General features: G+C 63.2%; 13 protein-coding genes and 1 tRNA gene. 10 read left to right on the top strand and 4 right to left on the bottom strand.

Going from position 1 to position 13,590, the window contains the following annotated elements; all coding sequences use genetic code 11:
• Positions 1-14: 14 nt before the first annotated feature.
• Together SFU85_10395 and SFU85_10390 are read right to left on the bottom strand one after the other, a co-directional pair.
• Positions 15-1,535, bottom strand: a complete 1,521-nt coding sequence (locus tag SFU85_10395) for a family 1 glycosylhydrolase (protein ID MDX6767186.1) — start codon at positions 1,533-1,535, stop codon at positions 15-17.
• A gap of 4 nt (positions 1,536-1,539) precedes the next feature.
• Positions 1,540-2,721 carry a glycosyltransferase gene (locus tag SFU85_10390; protein MDX6767185.1) on the bottom strand — a complete coding sequence of 394 codons (1,182 nt, stop codon included), beginning with the start codon at positions 2,719-2,721 and terminating at the stop codon, positions 1,540-1,542.
• A 95-nt stretch (positions 2,722-2,816) separates the two neighbouring features.
• Here SFU85_10390 and SFU85_10385 point away from each other — a divergent pair, with 95 nt between their 5' ends.
• The 4 genes from SFU85_10385 to SFU85_10370 all read left to right on the top strand — a co-directional run bounded on the left by SFU85_10385 (position 2,817) and on the right by SFU85_10370 (position 5,864).
• Positions 2,817-3,635 carry an ion transporter gene (locus SFU85_10385; protein MDX6767184.1) on the top strand — a complete coding sequence of 273 codons (819 nt, stop codon included), beginning with the start codon at positions 2,817-2,819 and terminating at the stop codon, positions 3,633-3,635.
• A gap of 64 nt (positions 3,636-3,699) precedes the next feature.
• The gene (locus SFU85_10380) at positions 3,700-4,893 is read left to right on the top strand and encodes a DEAD/DEAH box helicase (protein ID MDX6767183.1); all 1,194 of its coding nucleotides are present in this window, start codon (positions 3,700-3,702) and stop codon (positions 4,891-4,893) included.
• A gap of 81 nt (positions 4,894-4,974) precedes the next feature.
• Entirely contained in the window at positions 4,975-5,256 is a 282-nt protein-coding gene (locus SFU85_10375) for a hypothetical protein (protein MDX6767182.1), read from the top strand.
• Between the two features lie 50 nt (positions 5,257-5,306).
• On the top strand, positions 5,307-5,864 hold the full coding sequence (locus tag SFU85_10370; protein MDX6767181.1) for a GYF domain-containing protein: 558 nt from the start codon (positions 5,307-5,309) through the stop codon (positions 5,862-5,864).
• 76 nt (positions 5,865-5,940) lie between these two features.
• On the opposite strand, the gene SFU85_10365 is transcribed toward SFU85_10370, so the two are convergent.
• Positions 5,941-6,014 (bottom strand) — tRNA-Arg (locus tag SFU85_10365).
• Between the two features lie 486 nt (positions 6,015-6,500).
• Here SFU85_10365 and SFU85_10360 point away from each other — a divergent pair.
• Positions 6,501-7,364: an RNA polymerase sigma factor RpoD/SigA gene (locus tag SFU85_10360; protein MDX6767180.1), complete on the top strand. Its 864-nt coding sequence runs from the start codon at positions 6,501-6,503 to the stop codon at positions 7,362-7,364.
• Positions 7,365-7,389: 25 nt separating this feature from the next.
• Here SFU85_10360 and dusB read toward each other — a convergent pair whose 3' ends face one another.
• Positions 7,390-8,508 (bottom strand): tRNA dihydrouridine synthase DusB, encoded by a 1,119-nt coding sequence (gene dusB / locus SFU85_10355; protein ID MDX6767179.1) that lies wholly within the window; start codon positions 8,506-8,508, stop codon positions 7,390-7,392.
• Between the two features lie 89 nt (positions 8,509-8,597).
• Between dusB and hisC the strand changes: the two genes are divergently transcribed.
• From hisC to SFU85_10330, 5 genes are read left to right on the top strand one after another with little or no spacing between them, the layout of a single operon-like run.
• Positions 8,598-9,695 (top strand): histidinol-phosphate transaminase, encoded by a 1,098-nt coding sequence (hisC, locus tag SFU85_10350; protein MDX6767178.1) that lies wholly within the window; start codon positions 8,598-8,600, stop codon positions 9,693-9,695.
• Between the two features lie 29 nt (positions 9,696-9,724).
• Positions 9,725-10,561 (top strand): prephenate dehydrogenase/arogenate dehydrogenase family protein, encoded by an 837-nt coding sequence (locus tag SFU85_10345; GenBank protein MDX6767177.1) that lies wholly within the window; start codon positions 9,725-9,727, stop codon positions 10,559-10,561.
• A 24-nt stretch (positions 10,562-10,585) separates the two neighbouring features.
• A complete protein-coding gene (gene aroA, locus SFU85_10340) occupies positions 10,586-11,971 on the top strand; it encodes a 3-phosphoshikimate 1-carboxyvinyltransferase (protein MDX6767176.1) in 1,386 nt (461 codons plus the stop codon).
• 21 nt (positions 11,972-11,992) lie between these two features.
• Complete coding sequence (gene cmk, locus SFU85_10335) at positions 11,993-12,646, top strand: (d)CMP kinase (GenBank protein ID MDX6767175.1); 654 nt, start codon at positions 11,993-11,995, stop codon at positions 12,644-12,646.
• 49 nt (positions 12,647-12,695) lie between these two features.
• Complete coding sequence (locus SFU85_10330) at positions 12,696-13,307, top strand: lysophospholipid acyltransferase family protein (protein MDX6767174.1); 612 nt, start codon at positions 12,696-12,698, stop codon at positions 13,305-13,307.
• The last annotated feature ends 283 nt before the right edge of the window (positions 13,308-13,590 follow it).

Below are 13,590 nucleotides of genomic sequence, written 5' to 3'. Positions count from 1 at the left end.
GAATGCCGGGCGGGTCAAAAACCCGCCTGGCGGACCAGCTTGGCATACGTCCGCGACGGTTCGTCCCCCAGATGGTCCGCCTCCAGACGCACAGAAGCGCGGGCGTAATCCAGGGCATACAGCCCGAAGCGCGGGGTGAACGATCCCCATTCGTAATTGTCCGTCAGCGACCAGTGCAGATAACCCGCCACCGGCACCCCCGCCCGGACCAATTGGATCACTTGTCTCACATGCATCTGGAGGAACAGGCTGCGCGTCATGCGGTCGCCGCGGCGGTGGCCGGGTGAATTGTCCGCCTTCCGCCGCAGGGCCATGCCATTCTCGGCGATCAACACCGGACGATGGTAGGCCTCGGCGTAGTGGCGACAGAAGAACCCCAGGCCCTCCGGAAGCATCTTCCATTCCCACCACTTGCGCATCATCCCCTCCATGACCCAGGCGTGCCAACCGACGTGCGACAATTCCAGGTCGGCAAAGCTCGGGAACCGGAAAAGATGCGCGCTGAAGGGATCGTAGTAATCGATTCCGGTGTAATCAAAAAGGCGGGAGCGGGCGGAGCGTTCCAGCGCCCTGGCAAAAGCCTTCATTTCTCCGGCGTCAAAAACAAGGAAGTGGAACCAATTGGCCAGGCTCTGGAAGGCCTTTCCCATGAACCACCCGGCCGTATGGGCCATGGGCAGGTCCGCAGCGTGCACCGCCTCGTCAAACTCCGCCGCCCGGTTGCGGAAATACTCATTCCAATCGCTGGGCCGGAGATTGGTCTCGCCCAGGGCCAGGAAATCCCACAGCACCTTGTCGTTCCAATAGAGGTCACTGCTGTAGGTGTTGAGCGAAACCATGGGCGCCCGCCAGCCTTCGCCCGCGTAAAGATCATGGAGCACATTGTAGGCCAGAACGTGGGCTGCCAGGAGGTGGTCGTAGGCCAGGGTCACTGTCCGGATCGAGGGAGGAATGGAGCCGGGGAATTGCCGGCGGACATAGGTGTTCAGCACCAGCATGTTCGGCTCGTTGAGCGTGATGAACCAGCGCAGGGGCGGTTGGCCGTGCTCCGACTCGAGAATCCGGTTCAGCATCAGGACCGTGTGGCGGACATAGTGCGCAAACAACGCGGGCGTCTCCTCCTCCAACCAGGGATCGGTCCCCAACCACGCCGGATGGGTGAAGTGGTGCAGGGTCACCACGGGCTCCATGCCATGTTCCCTCGCCGAGGCCAGGCGCCGGGCATAGGCCCGCAATGCCTCGCCGTCGAAAAACGGCGGGTCGTGCCGGTGCCTTGCCGGGCTGGGCTGGATGCGCGCCCATTCCACACCCATGCGGAAGGCATTCAGTCCCATCGCCTGGCAACGACTGAAATCCTCCTCGTAGCGGTTCCAAAAGTCAGGCCCCTGTCCGGTGGTGGCGACATCGCTCCGCTCCTCGGACTCGGCCCAGTTGTTCTGGGGCTGGCCGGGACCGTTGTAACCCCCTTCGCTTTGGTAACCTGAGGTGGCCACGCCCCAAAGGAACCGGCCGGCCCCAACCGGACTCGGACTCATGCGCTCATGCCTCCCGGGCTGCCGCCAAGCGCCACTTGCGGGTTTCTGCCGGGGTGATGATGTTCGGCAATCCGTCATCCTCCAGCACCAGGCGGGCGATTTCCGCAGCAGCGTCGGGCTTGCCAACCGCCAGGGCGGCACGTGACATCTGGCGCAGCCGGGCCGGGTCGTCAAGCAGGCAGCCCACCTTGTAGGGCAGCACCGTCACTTCCGTGCACTTGATCGCCGCGCCTTTCTCCAGAAGCATCTCCGCATTCCGTTCCTCCTGCCCTCCAACCGGGTCCAGCACGACCATCGGCAGCCCGCTGGCCAGTGATTCGGCCGTGGTCAACCCACCCGGCTTGCTTAACAAGAGGCTCGATACATGCATCAATTCCCGCATCTCCCGGGTGTAGCCCAGAACGAGGAACTTCCGCCCCGAATTCCGTACCTGTTCATGAATGGTATCCCGCAGGGCCTCGTTCTTCCCGCAAACCACCACGGTCTGGAAATCCTGCGGCATTTCCAACAACCGCCGCACCACCGACTGGGCCGGACTCAGGCCGAGCGTCCCCGCCGTCAACAATAGGATCGGCCGCTCTCCGTCCAGGCCGAAGCGGCGCAGAATGGCCGGCCGGCTCATGCGACGCGAGAAACCCGGGTCCACCGGAATGCCCGTCACATGGATCCGCTCCGGCGGCAGGCCCAAGGCCTCCATGTGCACCCGGTCCTCCGGTTGGGCCACAAAGTAACGGTGGAACGCCCGGCACAACCATTCGGCATGGAAATGGTAGTCCGTCACCACAATCGACAGGTGGGTATCCAACTTGCCTTGGGCGATCAGGTAGGAGATCACCCCGGCGGGCATGAAGTGGGTGCAAACGATGGCGTCGGGCTGGAAATCCTTGATGAACTTGATCAGGGGCAGGGTGTTGGGCAGATCGATGGCCAGACGCACCTGGTCCGCCCGCCAGGGCTCGTCGCTCCGCTCATACCACCAGCCCAAAAAGTTCGGGGCGATGCTCGAAAGCTTTTCGTACAACTTGGAGTAAAACTGCTTGTGGACCGCATTCGTGTATTCAAGCGCATCGTCGCTCATCACCTCGCCCACTTCGGGGCGCGCCCGGAAGGCTTTTTCCAATGCTTCGGCCGCCTTCATGTGACCCGATCCCACCGAAGCCGACATGATGAGGATGCGTTTTTTCACCCCTCCAGATAAACACAGTGCTTCCTGGACCGCCAGCCCCAGTTCTTCCACATCCCGCACTGGACACCCGGCAAAGCACCGCTAGATCGTTTGGCATGTCCGCCGCCGCCCTCCGCTCCGTGGTCGATTCGACCCCTTTCAAAACCTTCATCATCGCCGCCATCTTTCTCGCCGGCATCGTCGTCGGCCTGGAAACGAACCCCGGCATCGTCGCCACCCATGGCCCCCTCCTGCACGGGCTCGACCGTGCCATCCTGCTCGTCTTCGTTCTGGAAATCCTCCTCAAGCTGGCCTCCGAACTCCCACGCCCCTGGCGCTACTTCCGCGACCCCTGGAATGTCTTCGACTTCAGCATCGTTGCGGTCTGCCTCCTGCCTTTCCATTCGGAATTTGCCGCCGTGCTCCGTCTGGCCCGGGTCCTCCGCGTCCTCCGCCTCGTCACCGCCCTGCCCAAGTTGCAGCTCCTCGTCGGCGCCCTGCTCAAATCCATCCCCTCGATGGGCTATGTCGGCCTCCTCCTTTCCGTCCTTTTCTACATCTACGGCGTCACCGGCGTCTTCTTCTTCGGCAAGGCCGATCCGCAGCATTTCGGCACCCTCGGCGACACCCTGCTGACCCTCTTCGGGGTCATCACCCTCGAGGGCTGGACCGGCTTGATGTATGACCTTTTGCGCGGGGGTTCGGGTGTTTCTCCTATCAAGGTGGTCGTCTACTTCATCTCCTTTGTCCTTTTCGGCACCATGATCATGCTCAACCTCTTCATCGGGGTCATCATGAACAGCATGCAGGAGGTGCAGGAAGAGAAGGCCGTGCACCGGCTCAAGGCCGAATCCACCGCGGGCGAGCTTGAGGCCATGGAAAGGGAGCTCGAAGCCCTCAAAACCCGCGTCCGGGCCGCCCGGGAAAAACTCTGAAACCCTCCCGCGATTCCCACCTTATGCGTTGCTTTCACTCCGGGCACGCCTAGGATCGGGCGACATGTCATTCGAGAATTTCGGTCTCCGCGAGGAGCTCATGCACGGCATCCAGCGCCTGCGCTACGTGGAACCCTCCCCCATCCAGGAACAGGCCATCCCCGTGGTCATGGCCGGCCACGACCTCATCGCCTCCGCCCAGACCGGCACCGGCAAGACCGCCGCCTTCGCCCTCCCCCTGCTGCAAAACCTCGGAAAACACGGCAAACTCCGTTGCCTCATCCTCGAGCCCACCCGCGAACTCGCCGCCCAGGTCACGGAAGCCCTCGAGGACTTCGGTGCCTTCAGCCAATTCCGAACCTGCCTCATCCACGGCGGGGTCAAATACGGCAAGCAGGACGAAACCCTCGCCGCCGGGGCCGACATCGTCATCGCCACCCCCGGCCGGCTCCTCGACCACCTCGAACGCAAGACCATCGACCTCCGCAATATCCGCCACCTCGTGCTCGACGAGGCCGACCGCATGCTCGACATGGGCTTCCTCCCCGACGTCCGCCGCATCATCGAGGCCTGCCCCGAGGATCGCCAAACCCTGCTCTTCTCCGCCACCATGCCCCCACCCCTGGAAGGCCTGGTCTCGTGGGCACTGAAAAATCCTCAGAAGATCGCCATCGGTCGCACCCGTTCCCCCGCCGAAACCGTCACCCACGTCCTCTACCCCGTGGCCTCGGACCAAAAGTTCGACCTGCTCCTCGCCATCCTCGAACACCTGCACTACGAAAGCGTCATCGTCTTCACCCGCACCAAGGCCGATGCCGACTCGATCTACGGCGCCCTCGAACAGGCCCAGCACAAGGTCGGGGTCATCCACGCCGACCGCTCGCAATCCGAACGCACCCACGCCCTCGAACAATTCAAAAGCGGCGGCTTCGAAGTCCTCGTCGCCACCAACATCGCCTCCCGCGGACTCGACATCGAGGGCGTTTCCCACGTCATCAACTACGACGTCCCCGACCAGCCCGACGAATACGTCCACCGCATCGGACGCACCGGCCGGGCCCAGCGGCTCGGCGATGCCGTCACCCTCACCACCGCCTTTGAAATCCAGCAGATCCGCGCCATAGAATTCGAGCTCGGCATCACCATCCCCCGCAAAAAACTGGAAAACTTCCCCTACAAATACACCGCCCTGTTGGAGGACCTGGGAGAAGAGGGAACGCCCAAGACCAAACCCCGCCGCAGCCTCAGGCAGGGTTGAAGCATCGGAAATCCCTCCTTCCAGGGATGGATGCCCCGGCCCTGGAAACCGCCTCACCAGCTTCTGTCCCGTAAATTGGTCATGAACCCGCACATGCGCAACCGCATCGCCGCCGGGGATTTCGCCCGGGTGACCCTCGACGAAGAAACCACCTTTTCCGGTTACATCGCCGCCGACCCCGCCGATCCCTCCGTCTTCCGTATGGACGGCTACGTGCTCGGCGCGGCCGGACACCTCGAGGGGGTTTCGCTCCGATTGGCCGACGACGACATCCATCAGATCCAATTCCTGCCCGAACCCCCGGTCTTTGTCGATGCCGAGGGCCACGATCTGGTCATGGTTCGTGGTTTTTTTCCGGGATGAAAGTGTCATTGCAGCCTTTTCAAACAACCCGGTCCCCGTAGTTTGGTCGCATGTCGACTGAACACCCCGCACGCCTATGGCACTACGCCCTCTCCGGCCAGAAAGGCGGCCCGGTGGAGGAAAAGGAACTCAAGCGACTCCGTATGGTCGGCGTCCTCAATGACGCCTCCCTCGTCTGGACGGAGGGCTGGCCCGACTGGCGACCGCTCGGCACGGTTCCCGAGTTGATCCCGTCCCCTTCATCTCCACCCGTCCCCCCACCCGATCCACCATTTCAACCCCAACCACACGCCAGCACCCCGGCGGGGTCGCAAAATCCGGATGGCGCGGCCGTGGCTGTCGTGATCTGTGGAGCCATCGGCATTTCCGGCATCGTCTGCTGCGCCACCACCCCGGTTTCCCTCGTGGCCATCATCCTCGGCCACCTCACCCTGGCCCGGACGGACCTAACCATGAATTCAAGGAATCTTGCCCTCGTGGGAACGGTTCTCGGCTACGGGGGGATTGTCCTCCTCATCCTGCCCCTCCTGGCGGGCATGATCTGGGGCGGATGGGGCAACCATCTCCCGGAAATCTTCCGCCATTGGCGCCCGGGTGTGGGCATTTAAACGGCAGCGACGCACTCCCGGCAGCCCCGATTTCTTCGGGGTTCGGCCCACGGCCTCAGATTTTTTTCGTTCGCCGCACTCCCGGCAGGATTCGAACCTGCGACCAGCGGATTAGAAATCCGCTGCTCTATCCAGCTGAGCTACGGGAGCCACGTTCCCCAAGCATACCCAACGCGGTAGCCCCGACAAGCCGCCAGCTCGCTTCTGCTTCTGATGGATTGGATGGATTTTTCATCCGTTTTGCAGGGAGTGAACCATGAAGAGCACAGCAGCACACTATAAAAGCCATGGGATCAGCAGTGACCCGGCAAGATACCAGCCCCGATGATTCCCAGGGTTGAATTCTCCCTCACCATATGGGGATCATGCCTTATAGCCGCCCAACTCGTTTCCTACAGTCTCTCCTCTGTGTGCGAAGTGATGAAAAAAACCAAATTCTTACGGCTAAAGCAACTGAGTCTCAGGGTCGTTTGACATAAAATTTCATGGAAATGGTTGTCGACGTGCCTGTTACATAAACAGCTTTTTGCCTTCACTGGATGCATACATAGTCCATACAAATTTTCTGAATAAACAACACCCCCGGGGCGTCATAATCACATAAGAATTACGCATTCATCTCAAAATGGAGCTCATATGACCACCGACATTCGCAATTCCCTTCAAGCCTACTTGGAACAAATCGGAAAGTTCTCCCTCCTCAAAGCCGAAGATGAGGTCGCCCTTTCCAAGCGCATCCAGAAGGGCGACAAAAAAGCCCTCCGCCAGATGACGGAAGCCAATCTCCGCCTCGTCGTCAAAATCGCCAAGGAATACAACGGCTACGGCATGCCCCTCGAGGACCTCATCGCCGAGGGCAACATCGGCCTCATGCGTGCGGCGGAAAAATTCGACCACCGCCGTGGCAACCGCTTCAGCACCTACGCCTCCTGGTGGATCAAGCAGGCCGTGCGCCGTGCCATCGCCAATCAGAGCAAAACCATCCGCGTCCCGGTCCATGTCTCGGACAAGATCCAGAAAATGCGCCGCCTCAGCTACCGTCTGACCGAGGAACTCGGCCGCGAACCGGACGATACCGAACTGGCCGAGGAACTCTCGGTCTCGGAAACCCGCATCGCCCAGCTCCGCGCCGCCGGCCTCCAACCCCTCTCGCTCGATGCCAGCACCGGCACCGACGAAGACATGCCTTCGCTCGGCGACATCATCGGCGACCAAAACGCGGTCGATCCCGCGCAAAGCCTCTTCGACGACAACATGCGTGAAACGGTCATGGCCGCCCTCAGTGTGCTCAACGAGCGGGAAATGAAGATCATTTCCCTCCGCTTCGGCCTGGACGGTGCCAAGGAACAGACCCTGGCCGACATCGGGAAAAAATTCCGCGTCACCCGCGAGCGCATCCGGCAGTTGCAGAACAGCGCCCTTTCCAAATTGGAAAAGCGCATCACCCGCGATGAAGAAAAGGCCGAGGCCAAAGGCCGCATGGCCGGTCTCAAGGCCTGATCGTCCAACCTCCCACCCCCACGCCTCATTTCACGCGCGTCGATCCTGCCGGTTCTAGTTCCGGCAGGTCGACCGCCGCCCGCACCGCTTCCAACATCACCCCGGCATCCCAGACCGGGCGCCGCGCCAGCGCGGAGTAATCACCCGGGCAGAGCGACTCGAGGAGTTCGAGGTATTCTTCTTTGGACTCGAGATGCTGGAAGGCCACCCGCCAGCGTTCCCGGTGCGGAAACTCGTCGCTGTAGCCCGCCACCGTTTTCCTGAAGAGGGTGCAGGCCTCGTCCTCCCCAAGATATTTCATGGTCAGCACAAAATGGTGGTGCATGAAAAGCAGAGTGGCTTCCATCCCCGGCTGGGGTCGCTCAATCCCATCTTCCAAGAACAAGGCAGTGCGACGGAAAAAAAAGGGATCACGCAGCGCCGCCCGGCCCACCATCACCGCCGCACAGCCGATTTCGCGGATCATCCGCCGGGCATCCTCGGGACTGTGCACGTCCCCATTGCCGATGACCGGAATGCGCTTGACCGATTGAACCACCGCGCGGATGCCCTCCAGATTGACCTTGCCGGAATAGGCCTGGGCCTTGGTCCGGCCATGCACCGCCACCGCCGCCACACCCATCGCCTCCAGCCGGGGGGCGATCTCATGCGCGTTGATCGAACGTTCATCCCACCCCAAACGCATCTTCACCGTGACCGGCAGCCGGACCGCCTTCACCACCGCCTCGGCCAGTTCCTCGGTCAACTCCTCATCCTGCATCAAGGCCGCACCGGCCCCGTTCTTGGTCACCTTGTCGGACGGACAGCCCAGATTGATGTCGATGAAGTCGATCCCCAGGTCTTCCAGAAAACGTGCCGCCGCGCTCAACTCGTGCTTGTCCGCCCCGAACAACTGCACCCCCAATGGCCGGTCGTCCGAACAGGCCGTGACCATCCGCACCGCCTTGGGATTCAACTCCAGCAACGACCGGGCGTTGACCAGGTCGGTCGTCGCCACCGACAATCCCCCCATCGCCCGGATGGCCGTGCGGAAGGGCAGGTTGGTGAACCCCGCCATCGGCGAAAGCATCAACGGATGCCTCAACCTGAGACCGCCCAGGCTGGGGCAGGCTCCGCTCTCGGATTGGATCGGGGTGCGGGTCATGGTCCCGATCATCCTAGGGAGTTCCAGCTCCCTGCCCAATCACAAATCCCATCGACAGCCCCCCACCCGCTCGGCAAGATCTCCCGCTTATGTCCGTCTGGAATCTGGCCAATCCCAACCTCCGCCAGCTCGTTCCCTACGAGCCCGGAAAACCCATCGATGACGTCGCCCGCGAACTCGGGCTCGACCCGGCCAACATCATCAAACTGGCCTCCAACGAAAATCCCCTCGGTCCCTCGCCCAAGGCCGTGGCCGCCATGGAGGCCTCCCTCCGCGGCCTCCACATCTACCCCGACGGCGGCTCCTTCCACCTCCGCAACGCCATCGCGGAAAAAATGGGCGTCGACCGTTCCATGGTCGTGCTCGGCAACGGATCGAACGAAATCATCGAACTCGCCTACCACGCCTTCGGCCGCGCCGGCACCACCAGCGCCGTGGCCAGCCGCCACGCCTTCGTCGTCTACCAGTTGATGGCCCAACTCTTCGATGTCACATTCATCGCGGCCCCCGACCGCGACTTCCACCACGACCTCGATGCCATCCGCGCCGCCATCCGCCCGGACACCCGCCTGGTTTTCATCGCCAATCCTAACAATCCAACCGGAACCCGGATTCCCAACGAACCCCTCGAGTCGTTCGTCCGGTCGCTCCCGCCCCATGTGGTCTGCGTGCTCGACGAGGCCTATTATGAATTCCTGGAAAACCCTCCGGCCTCGGTCGAATGGGTCAGGCAGGGACTCCAGGTCATCGTCCTCCGCACGTTCTCCAAGATCCAGGGACTGGCCGGCCTCCGCGTCGGATACGGCATCGCCTCCCCCGAGACCGCGGAAATCCTCCAGCGCTGCCGCCAACCCTTCAACGCCAACAGCATGGCCCAGGCGGGCGCCCTGGCCGGATTGGGCGATGACGACCACATGGCCCGCACCCGCGCCATGACCCTCGACGGACGCGCCCGCCTGCAGGACTTTTTCCGCGGGCTGGGCCTCCGCTTCGTTCCCTCCGAGGCCAATTTTGTCTTCGTCGAAGTCGGGGAGGCCGACCGGATCTTCAAGGCCCTGCTTCGTGAGGGCATCATCATCCGTTCCATGACCAGCTACGGCCTTCCGGCCTGGGTTCGCGTCTCCATCGGCACGCCCGAACAAATGCGGCGCTTCGAGGAGGCCTTCTCCCGCCTGCTCCGGTCCTGAGCTACCTTTCTCAATCAATCCATCAATCCATGAACCGCACCGTCGCCATCTTCGGCCCCGGCCTCCTCGGCGGCTCTATCCTGATGGCCCTGCGCGCGCGGGAACCCTCCACCCGCCTCCACACCTGGGCCCGCCGCCCCGAGGCCTTGGCCCCCGTCCGGGAACAACAACTCGCCGACCTCGCCGACACCGACCCGGTCCGGGTCGCCGCCGGGGCCGACCTCGTCGTCCTCTGCACCCCGGTCGGTGCCATGCCGGATCTGGTCCGGCAAATCCTCCCCGCCATGGATCACGCCACCGTCCTGACCGATGTCGGCAGCGTCAAGGCTCCGGTCCACCTCCGCCTGGCCCCCATGACCCGGGACCGTTGCGCCTGGCTGGGCAGCCACCCCATGGCCGGCAGCGAGCAATCCGGGCTCTCCGCGGCACGCGCCTCCCTCTTTGACGGTTCCCTCACCATCCTCACCCCGGACGACGACACCCCGGCCCGCGCCCTGACCGCCCTGCGTGCCTTCTGGGAATCCTTGGGCAGCCGCACCATCACCTGCTCGCCCCAGGAACACGACCGGCGCGTGGCCGCCATCAGCCACTTGCCCCACCTCCTCGCCGCCCTGCTCGTCCACGCCGCCGATGCCGGGGCCCGTGAATTTGCCGGACCCGGTTTCCGCGACGTCACCCGCATCGCCGCGGGCCCCCCGGAAATGTGGACGGAAATTCTCCTGGAAAATCGCACCGCTGTGCTGGAGGCCCTGGCCAGCCTGGAAGCCTCCAGTCGCCAAGCCCGTTCCGCCCTCGAAGCCGGGGACGCCGCCACGCTCACCGATCTCTTACACAAAGCTTGTCAGGTCCGCCGTTCACTGTCTTGAATTCCCTCCCCCCCACCCATTCCTATGTCCAAGATCAAGGTCTATCGCATCCGTAAACTGGCCGCCGAATTCGAAATGCCCGGTGACAAATCCATGTCCCACCGCGCCCTCATGATGGCCGGCTTTGCCGACGGCGAAACCCGGGTCAGCGGCTTTCTCCCCAGTGAGGATTGCCTTTCCACCCTCCACGCCATGCAGGCCCTCGGGGTCGAAATCGACACCATCAGCCCGACCGAATTCATCATCCAGGGCCGCCGCGGCAAATTCCTCGCCTCCGGCGAACCCCTCGATTGCGGCAATTCCGGCACCACCATGCGACTGCTCACCGGCCTCCTCTCCGGCCAGGACTTCGCCACCAAGCTTTTCGGCGACGCCTCCCTCTCGAAGCGTCCCATGAAACGCGTCAAGGAACCCCTCGAGTCCATGGGCGCGGTCATCCACTGCGAAGGCGCTGACAATCGCCCCCCGATCGAAGTCCGCGGCGGCAAACTCAAGGGCATCCATTACAAAACCCCCGTCGCCAGCGCGCAGTTGAAATCCGCCATCCTCCTCGCCGGCCTCCAGGCCGAAGGCAGCACCTGTGTGACGGAGAAAACCGCCTCCCGCGACCACACCGAGCGCATGCTCCGTCACTTCCACGCCCACCTCGCACAGAAGGACCTCAGCGTCACCGTCCACGGCGGCACCATGCTCCACGGCGAGGATTTCCGCGTCCCCGGCGACTTCTCCTCCGCCGCCTTCTGGCTCGTCGCCGCCTCCGCCATGCTCGGCGCCCGGCTCAAGATCTCCAACGTCGGCCTCAACCCCACCCGCACCGGCCTCCTCACCGTCCTCCTGCGCATGGGGGCCCAGCTGCGCGAATCCGTCAACGACAACGCCACCGAGCCCTGCGGTTCCTTGGAAATCCTCGAAGGCACACGCCTCAAGGGTACCGAAATCGGCGGCGCGGAAATCCCCAACGTCATCGATGAAATCCCCATCATCGCCGTCGCCGCCGCCCTCGCCGAGGGCCGCACGGTCATCAAGGATGCGGGCGAACTCCGCGTCAAGGAATCCGACCGTCTCGCCGCCATCGCCACCAACTTCCGCGCCTTCGGCGTGCCGATCGAGGAAACCCCCGATGGATTGATCATCGAGGGCGGCGCCCCCCTCCATGCCGCGCGCGTGCCCTCCTACGGCGACCACCGCATCGCCATGGCCTCCGCCATCCTCGGTCTCTTTGCCGAGGGGGCCAGCATCATCGACGACACCGACTGCATCCAGACCTCCTACCCCACCTTCGAGAAACACCTGGCCGAGGTCCTCGATGGCGACACCGCCAGCAAATTCGCCGTCAAATGGCCCTTCCGCAAGAAAACCGCCCGCCCACAAACCAAGAAGGATCCCCAATCCGCCTCCCCCAGCGCCTAACCGACCGGCCCCCGTTCCATCATGATCCTCAACCCTGTCATCGCCATCGACGGCCCCGCCGCCTCCGGAAAAAGCACCGTGGCCCGGCTCGTCGCCCGCCACCTCAACTTCGTCTATGTCGACACCGGGGCCATGTATCGCAGCTACGCCTGGCTGGCCCTGGAAAAAACCTGCGACCCCACCGACCGGGCCGCGGTCAAGGCCCTCATCGCCGCCTCACGCCTCGAAACCCTCCTCGAGAACGGTTCCCTCGAACTCCGCCTGGACGGCACCGATCCCACCCCCCACATCCGGGCCGAACGCATCAACGCCGTGGTCTCGCAGATCGCCTCCATCCCCGAACTGCGCGAATTCCTCGTCATCCGCCAACGCGAGCTGCGCAACCGCAAGCCCCTGGTCATGGAAGGCCGCGATATCGGAACCGTTGTCTTCACCGACACCCCGCACAAGTATTACATCGACGCCGATCCTGCCGTGCGCGACGCCCGCCGCCGCAACCAGGGCCAGACCGATGCCCTGGCCCAGCGCGATGCCATCGACCGCGGACGCCGCGTCGCCCCCCTCACCATGGCCGCCGACGCCCGGCTCATCGACAGCACCCATCTCTCCGCAGAATCCATCGCCCGGGAAATCGTCGAAGAATTGAAGGTGCGCGGCATCCAATCCCGCGCCTAGCAAAACAGCCATCCACCAACAGCCAACAGCCAACAGCCATCCGCCTTCCATGCGAAGCCCCTTCTACCTCTTCATCCAGGCTGCCAGCGCGCTTCTCTTCCGCACCTTCTACGACTACCGCGTCCATGGCGCCGAACACGTGCCCGACGGCGGCTGCATCATCGCCGCCAACCACGACAGCTTCTTCGATCCTCCGCTCATCGGCTGCACCCTGGAAAGCGCCCCCCACTACCTTGCCCGCAAAACCCTCTTCGATCACCCCCTTTTCGCCACCGCCATCGCCAACCTCAACGCCCATCCCATCGACCAGGAACGGCCGGACATGGCCGGATTGAAACGCGTCATCGGCGTGGCCAAAAAAGGCGCGGGCGTTGTCCTCTTCCCCGAGGGTTCACGCAGTTGGGACGGCCAACTCCAACCCGCCCAGCCCGGCATCGGCCTGGTGGTGGCCAAGGCCCGCGTTCCCGTCGTGCCCGCGCGCATCTTCGGCGCCCACCCCGCCTGGCCCCGGGGCCGCAAGCCCACCCCCTTCCATCCCATCCGCGTCGTCTTCGGGCCCCCCATCCAATTCACCGAGATCCCGGGTGATCGCGACGCCTACCAGTCCATCGGCAACCAAATCATGCAGGCCATTGCCGCCCTCCCCTGCCCCGGCGACTGATCCAGCCATTCCTATCGAATGTTTCCCCGGTAGGTAAACAACTCCCACTCGTTCTCGTGCTCGTTCTCTCCTTGCAGCTTCCTATTGGATATTGGCTATTGGCTTTTTGCTCTTGGCGAAATCAGTCCTCAGACCTCCTAGATTCTAGAGCATTTCCGGATCATATAGACACATAATGTGCATGAGTGAAGTAGTTGATACATTCTTGTGGAGTGAACAGTGACAAGCAGTCTGCGACCGCCCGCATGAGTTCTTCGTAGGTTCTTGCACAAGCCCGGCGTAA

The sequence above is a fragment of the Candidatus Methylacidiphilales bacterium genome (genome assembly GCA_033875315.1).
In the GTDB taxonomy this organism is placed as follows: domain Bacteria; phylum Verrucomicrobiota; class Verrucomicrobiia; order Methylacidiphilales; family CAZTYG01; genus JANRJG01.
This window is presented reverse-complemented; position numbering and strand designations above follow the sequence as displayed.

Coding starts and splice junctions, on each gene's coding strand:
- SFU85_10395 (MDX6767186.1), bottom strand. CDS start 1,535: ATGAGTCCGAGTCCGGTTGGGGCCGGCCGGTTCCTTTGGGGCGTGGCC.
- SFU85_10385 (MDX6767184.1), top strand. CDS start 2,817: ATGTCCGCCGCCGCCCTCCGCTCCGTGGTCGATTCGACCCCTTTCAAA.
- SFU85_10380 (MDX6767183.1), top strand. CDS start 3,700: ATGTCATTCGAGAATTTCGGTCTCCGCGAGGAGCTCATGCACGGCATC.
- SFU85_10375 (MDX6767182.1), top strand. CDS start 4,975: ATGAACCCGCACATGCGCAACCGCATCGCCGCCGGGGATTTCGCCCGG.
- SFU85_10370 (MDX6767181.1), top strand. CDS start 5,307: ATGTCGACTGAACACCCCGCACGCCTATGGCACTACGCCCTCTCCGGC.
- SFU85_10360 (MDX6767180.1), top strand. CDS start 6,501: ATGACCACCGACATTCGCAATTCCCTTCAAGCCTACTTGGAACAAATC.
- dusB (MDX6767179.1), bottom strand. CDS start 8,508: ATGACCCGCACCCCGATCCAATCCGAGAGCGGAGCCTGCCCCAGCCTG.
- hisC (MDX6767178.1), top strand. CDS start 8,598: ATGTCCGTCTGGAATCTGGCCAATCCCAACCTCCGCCAGCTCGTTCCC.
- SFU85_10345 (MDX6767177.1), top strand. CDS start 9,725: ATGAACCGCACCGTCGCCATCTTCGGCCCCGGCCTCCTCGGCGGCTCT.
- aroA (MDX6767176.1), top strand. CDS start 10,586: ATGTCCAAGATCAAGGTCTATCGCATCCGTAAACTGGCCGCCGAATTC.
- cmk (MDX6767175.1), top strand. CDS start 11,993: ATGATCCTCAACCCTGTCATCGCCATCGACGGCCCCGCCGCCTCCGGA.
- SFU85_10330 (MDX6767174.1), top strand. CDS start 12,696: ATGCGAAGCCCCTTCTACCTCTTCATCCAGGCTGCCAGCGCGCTTCTC.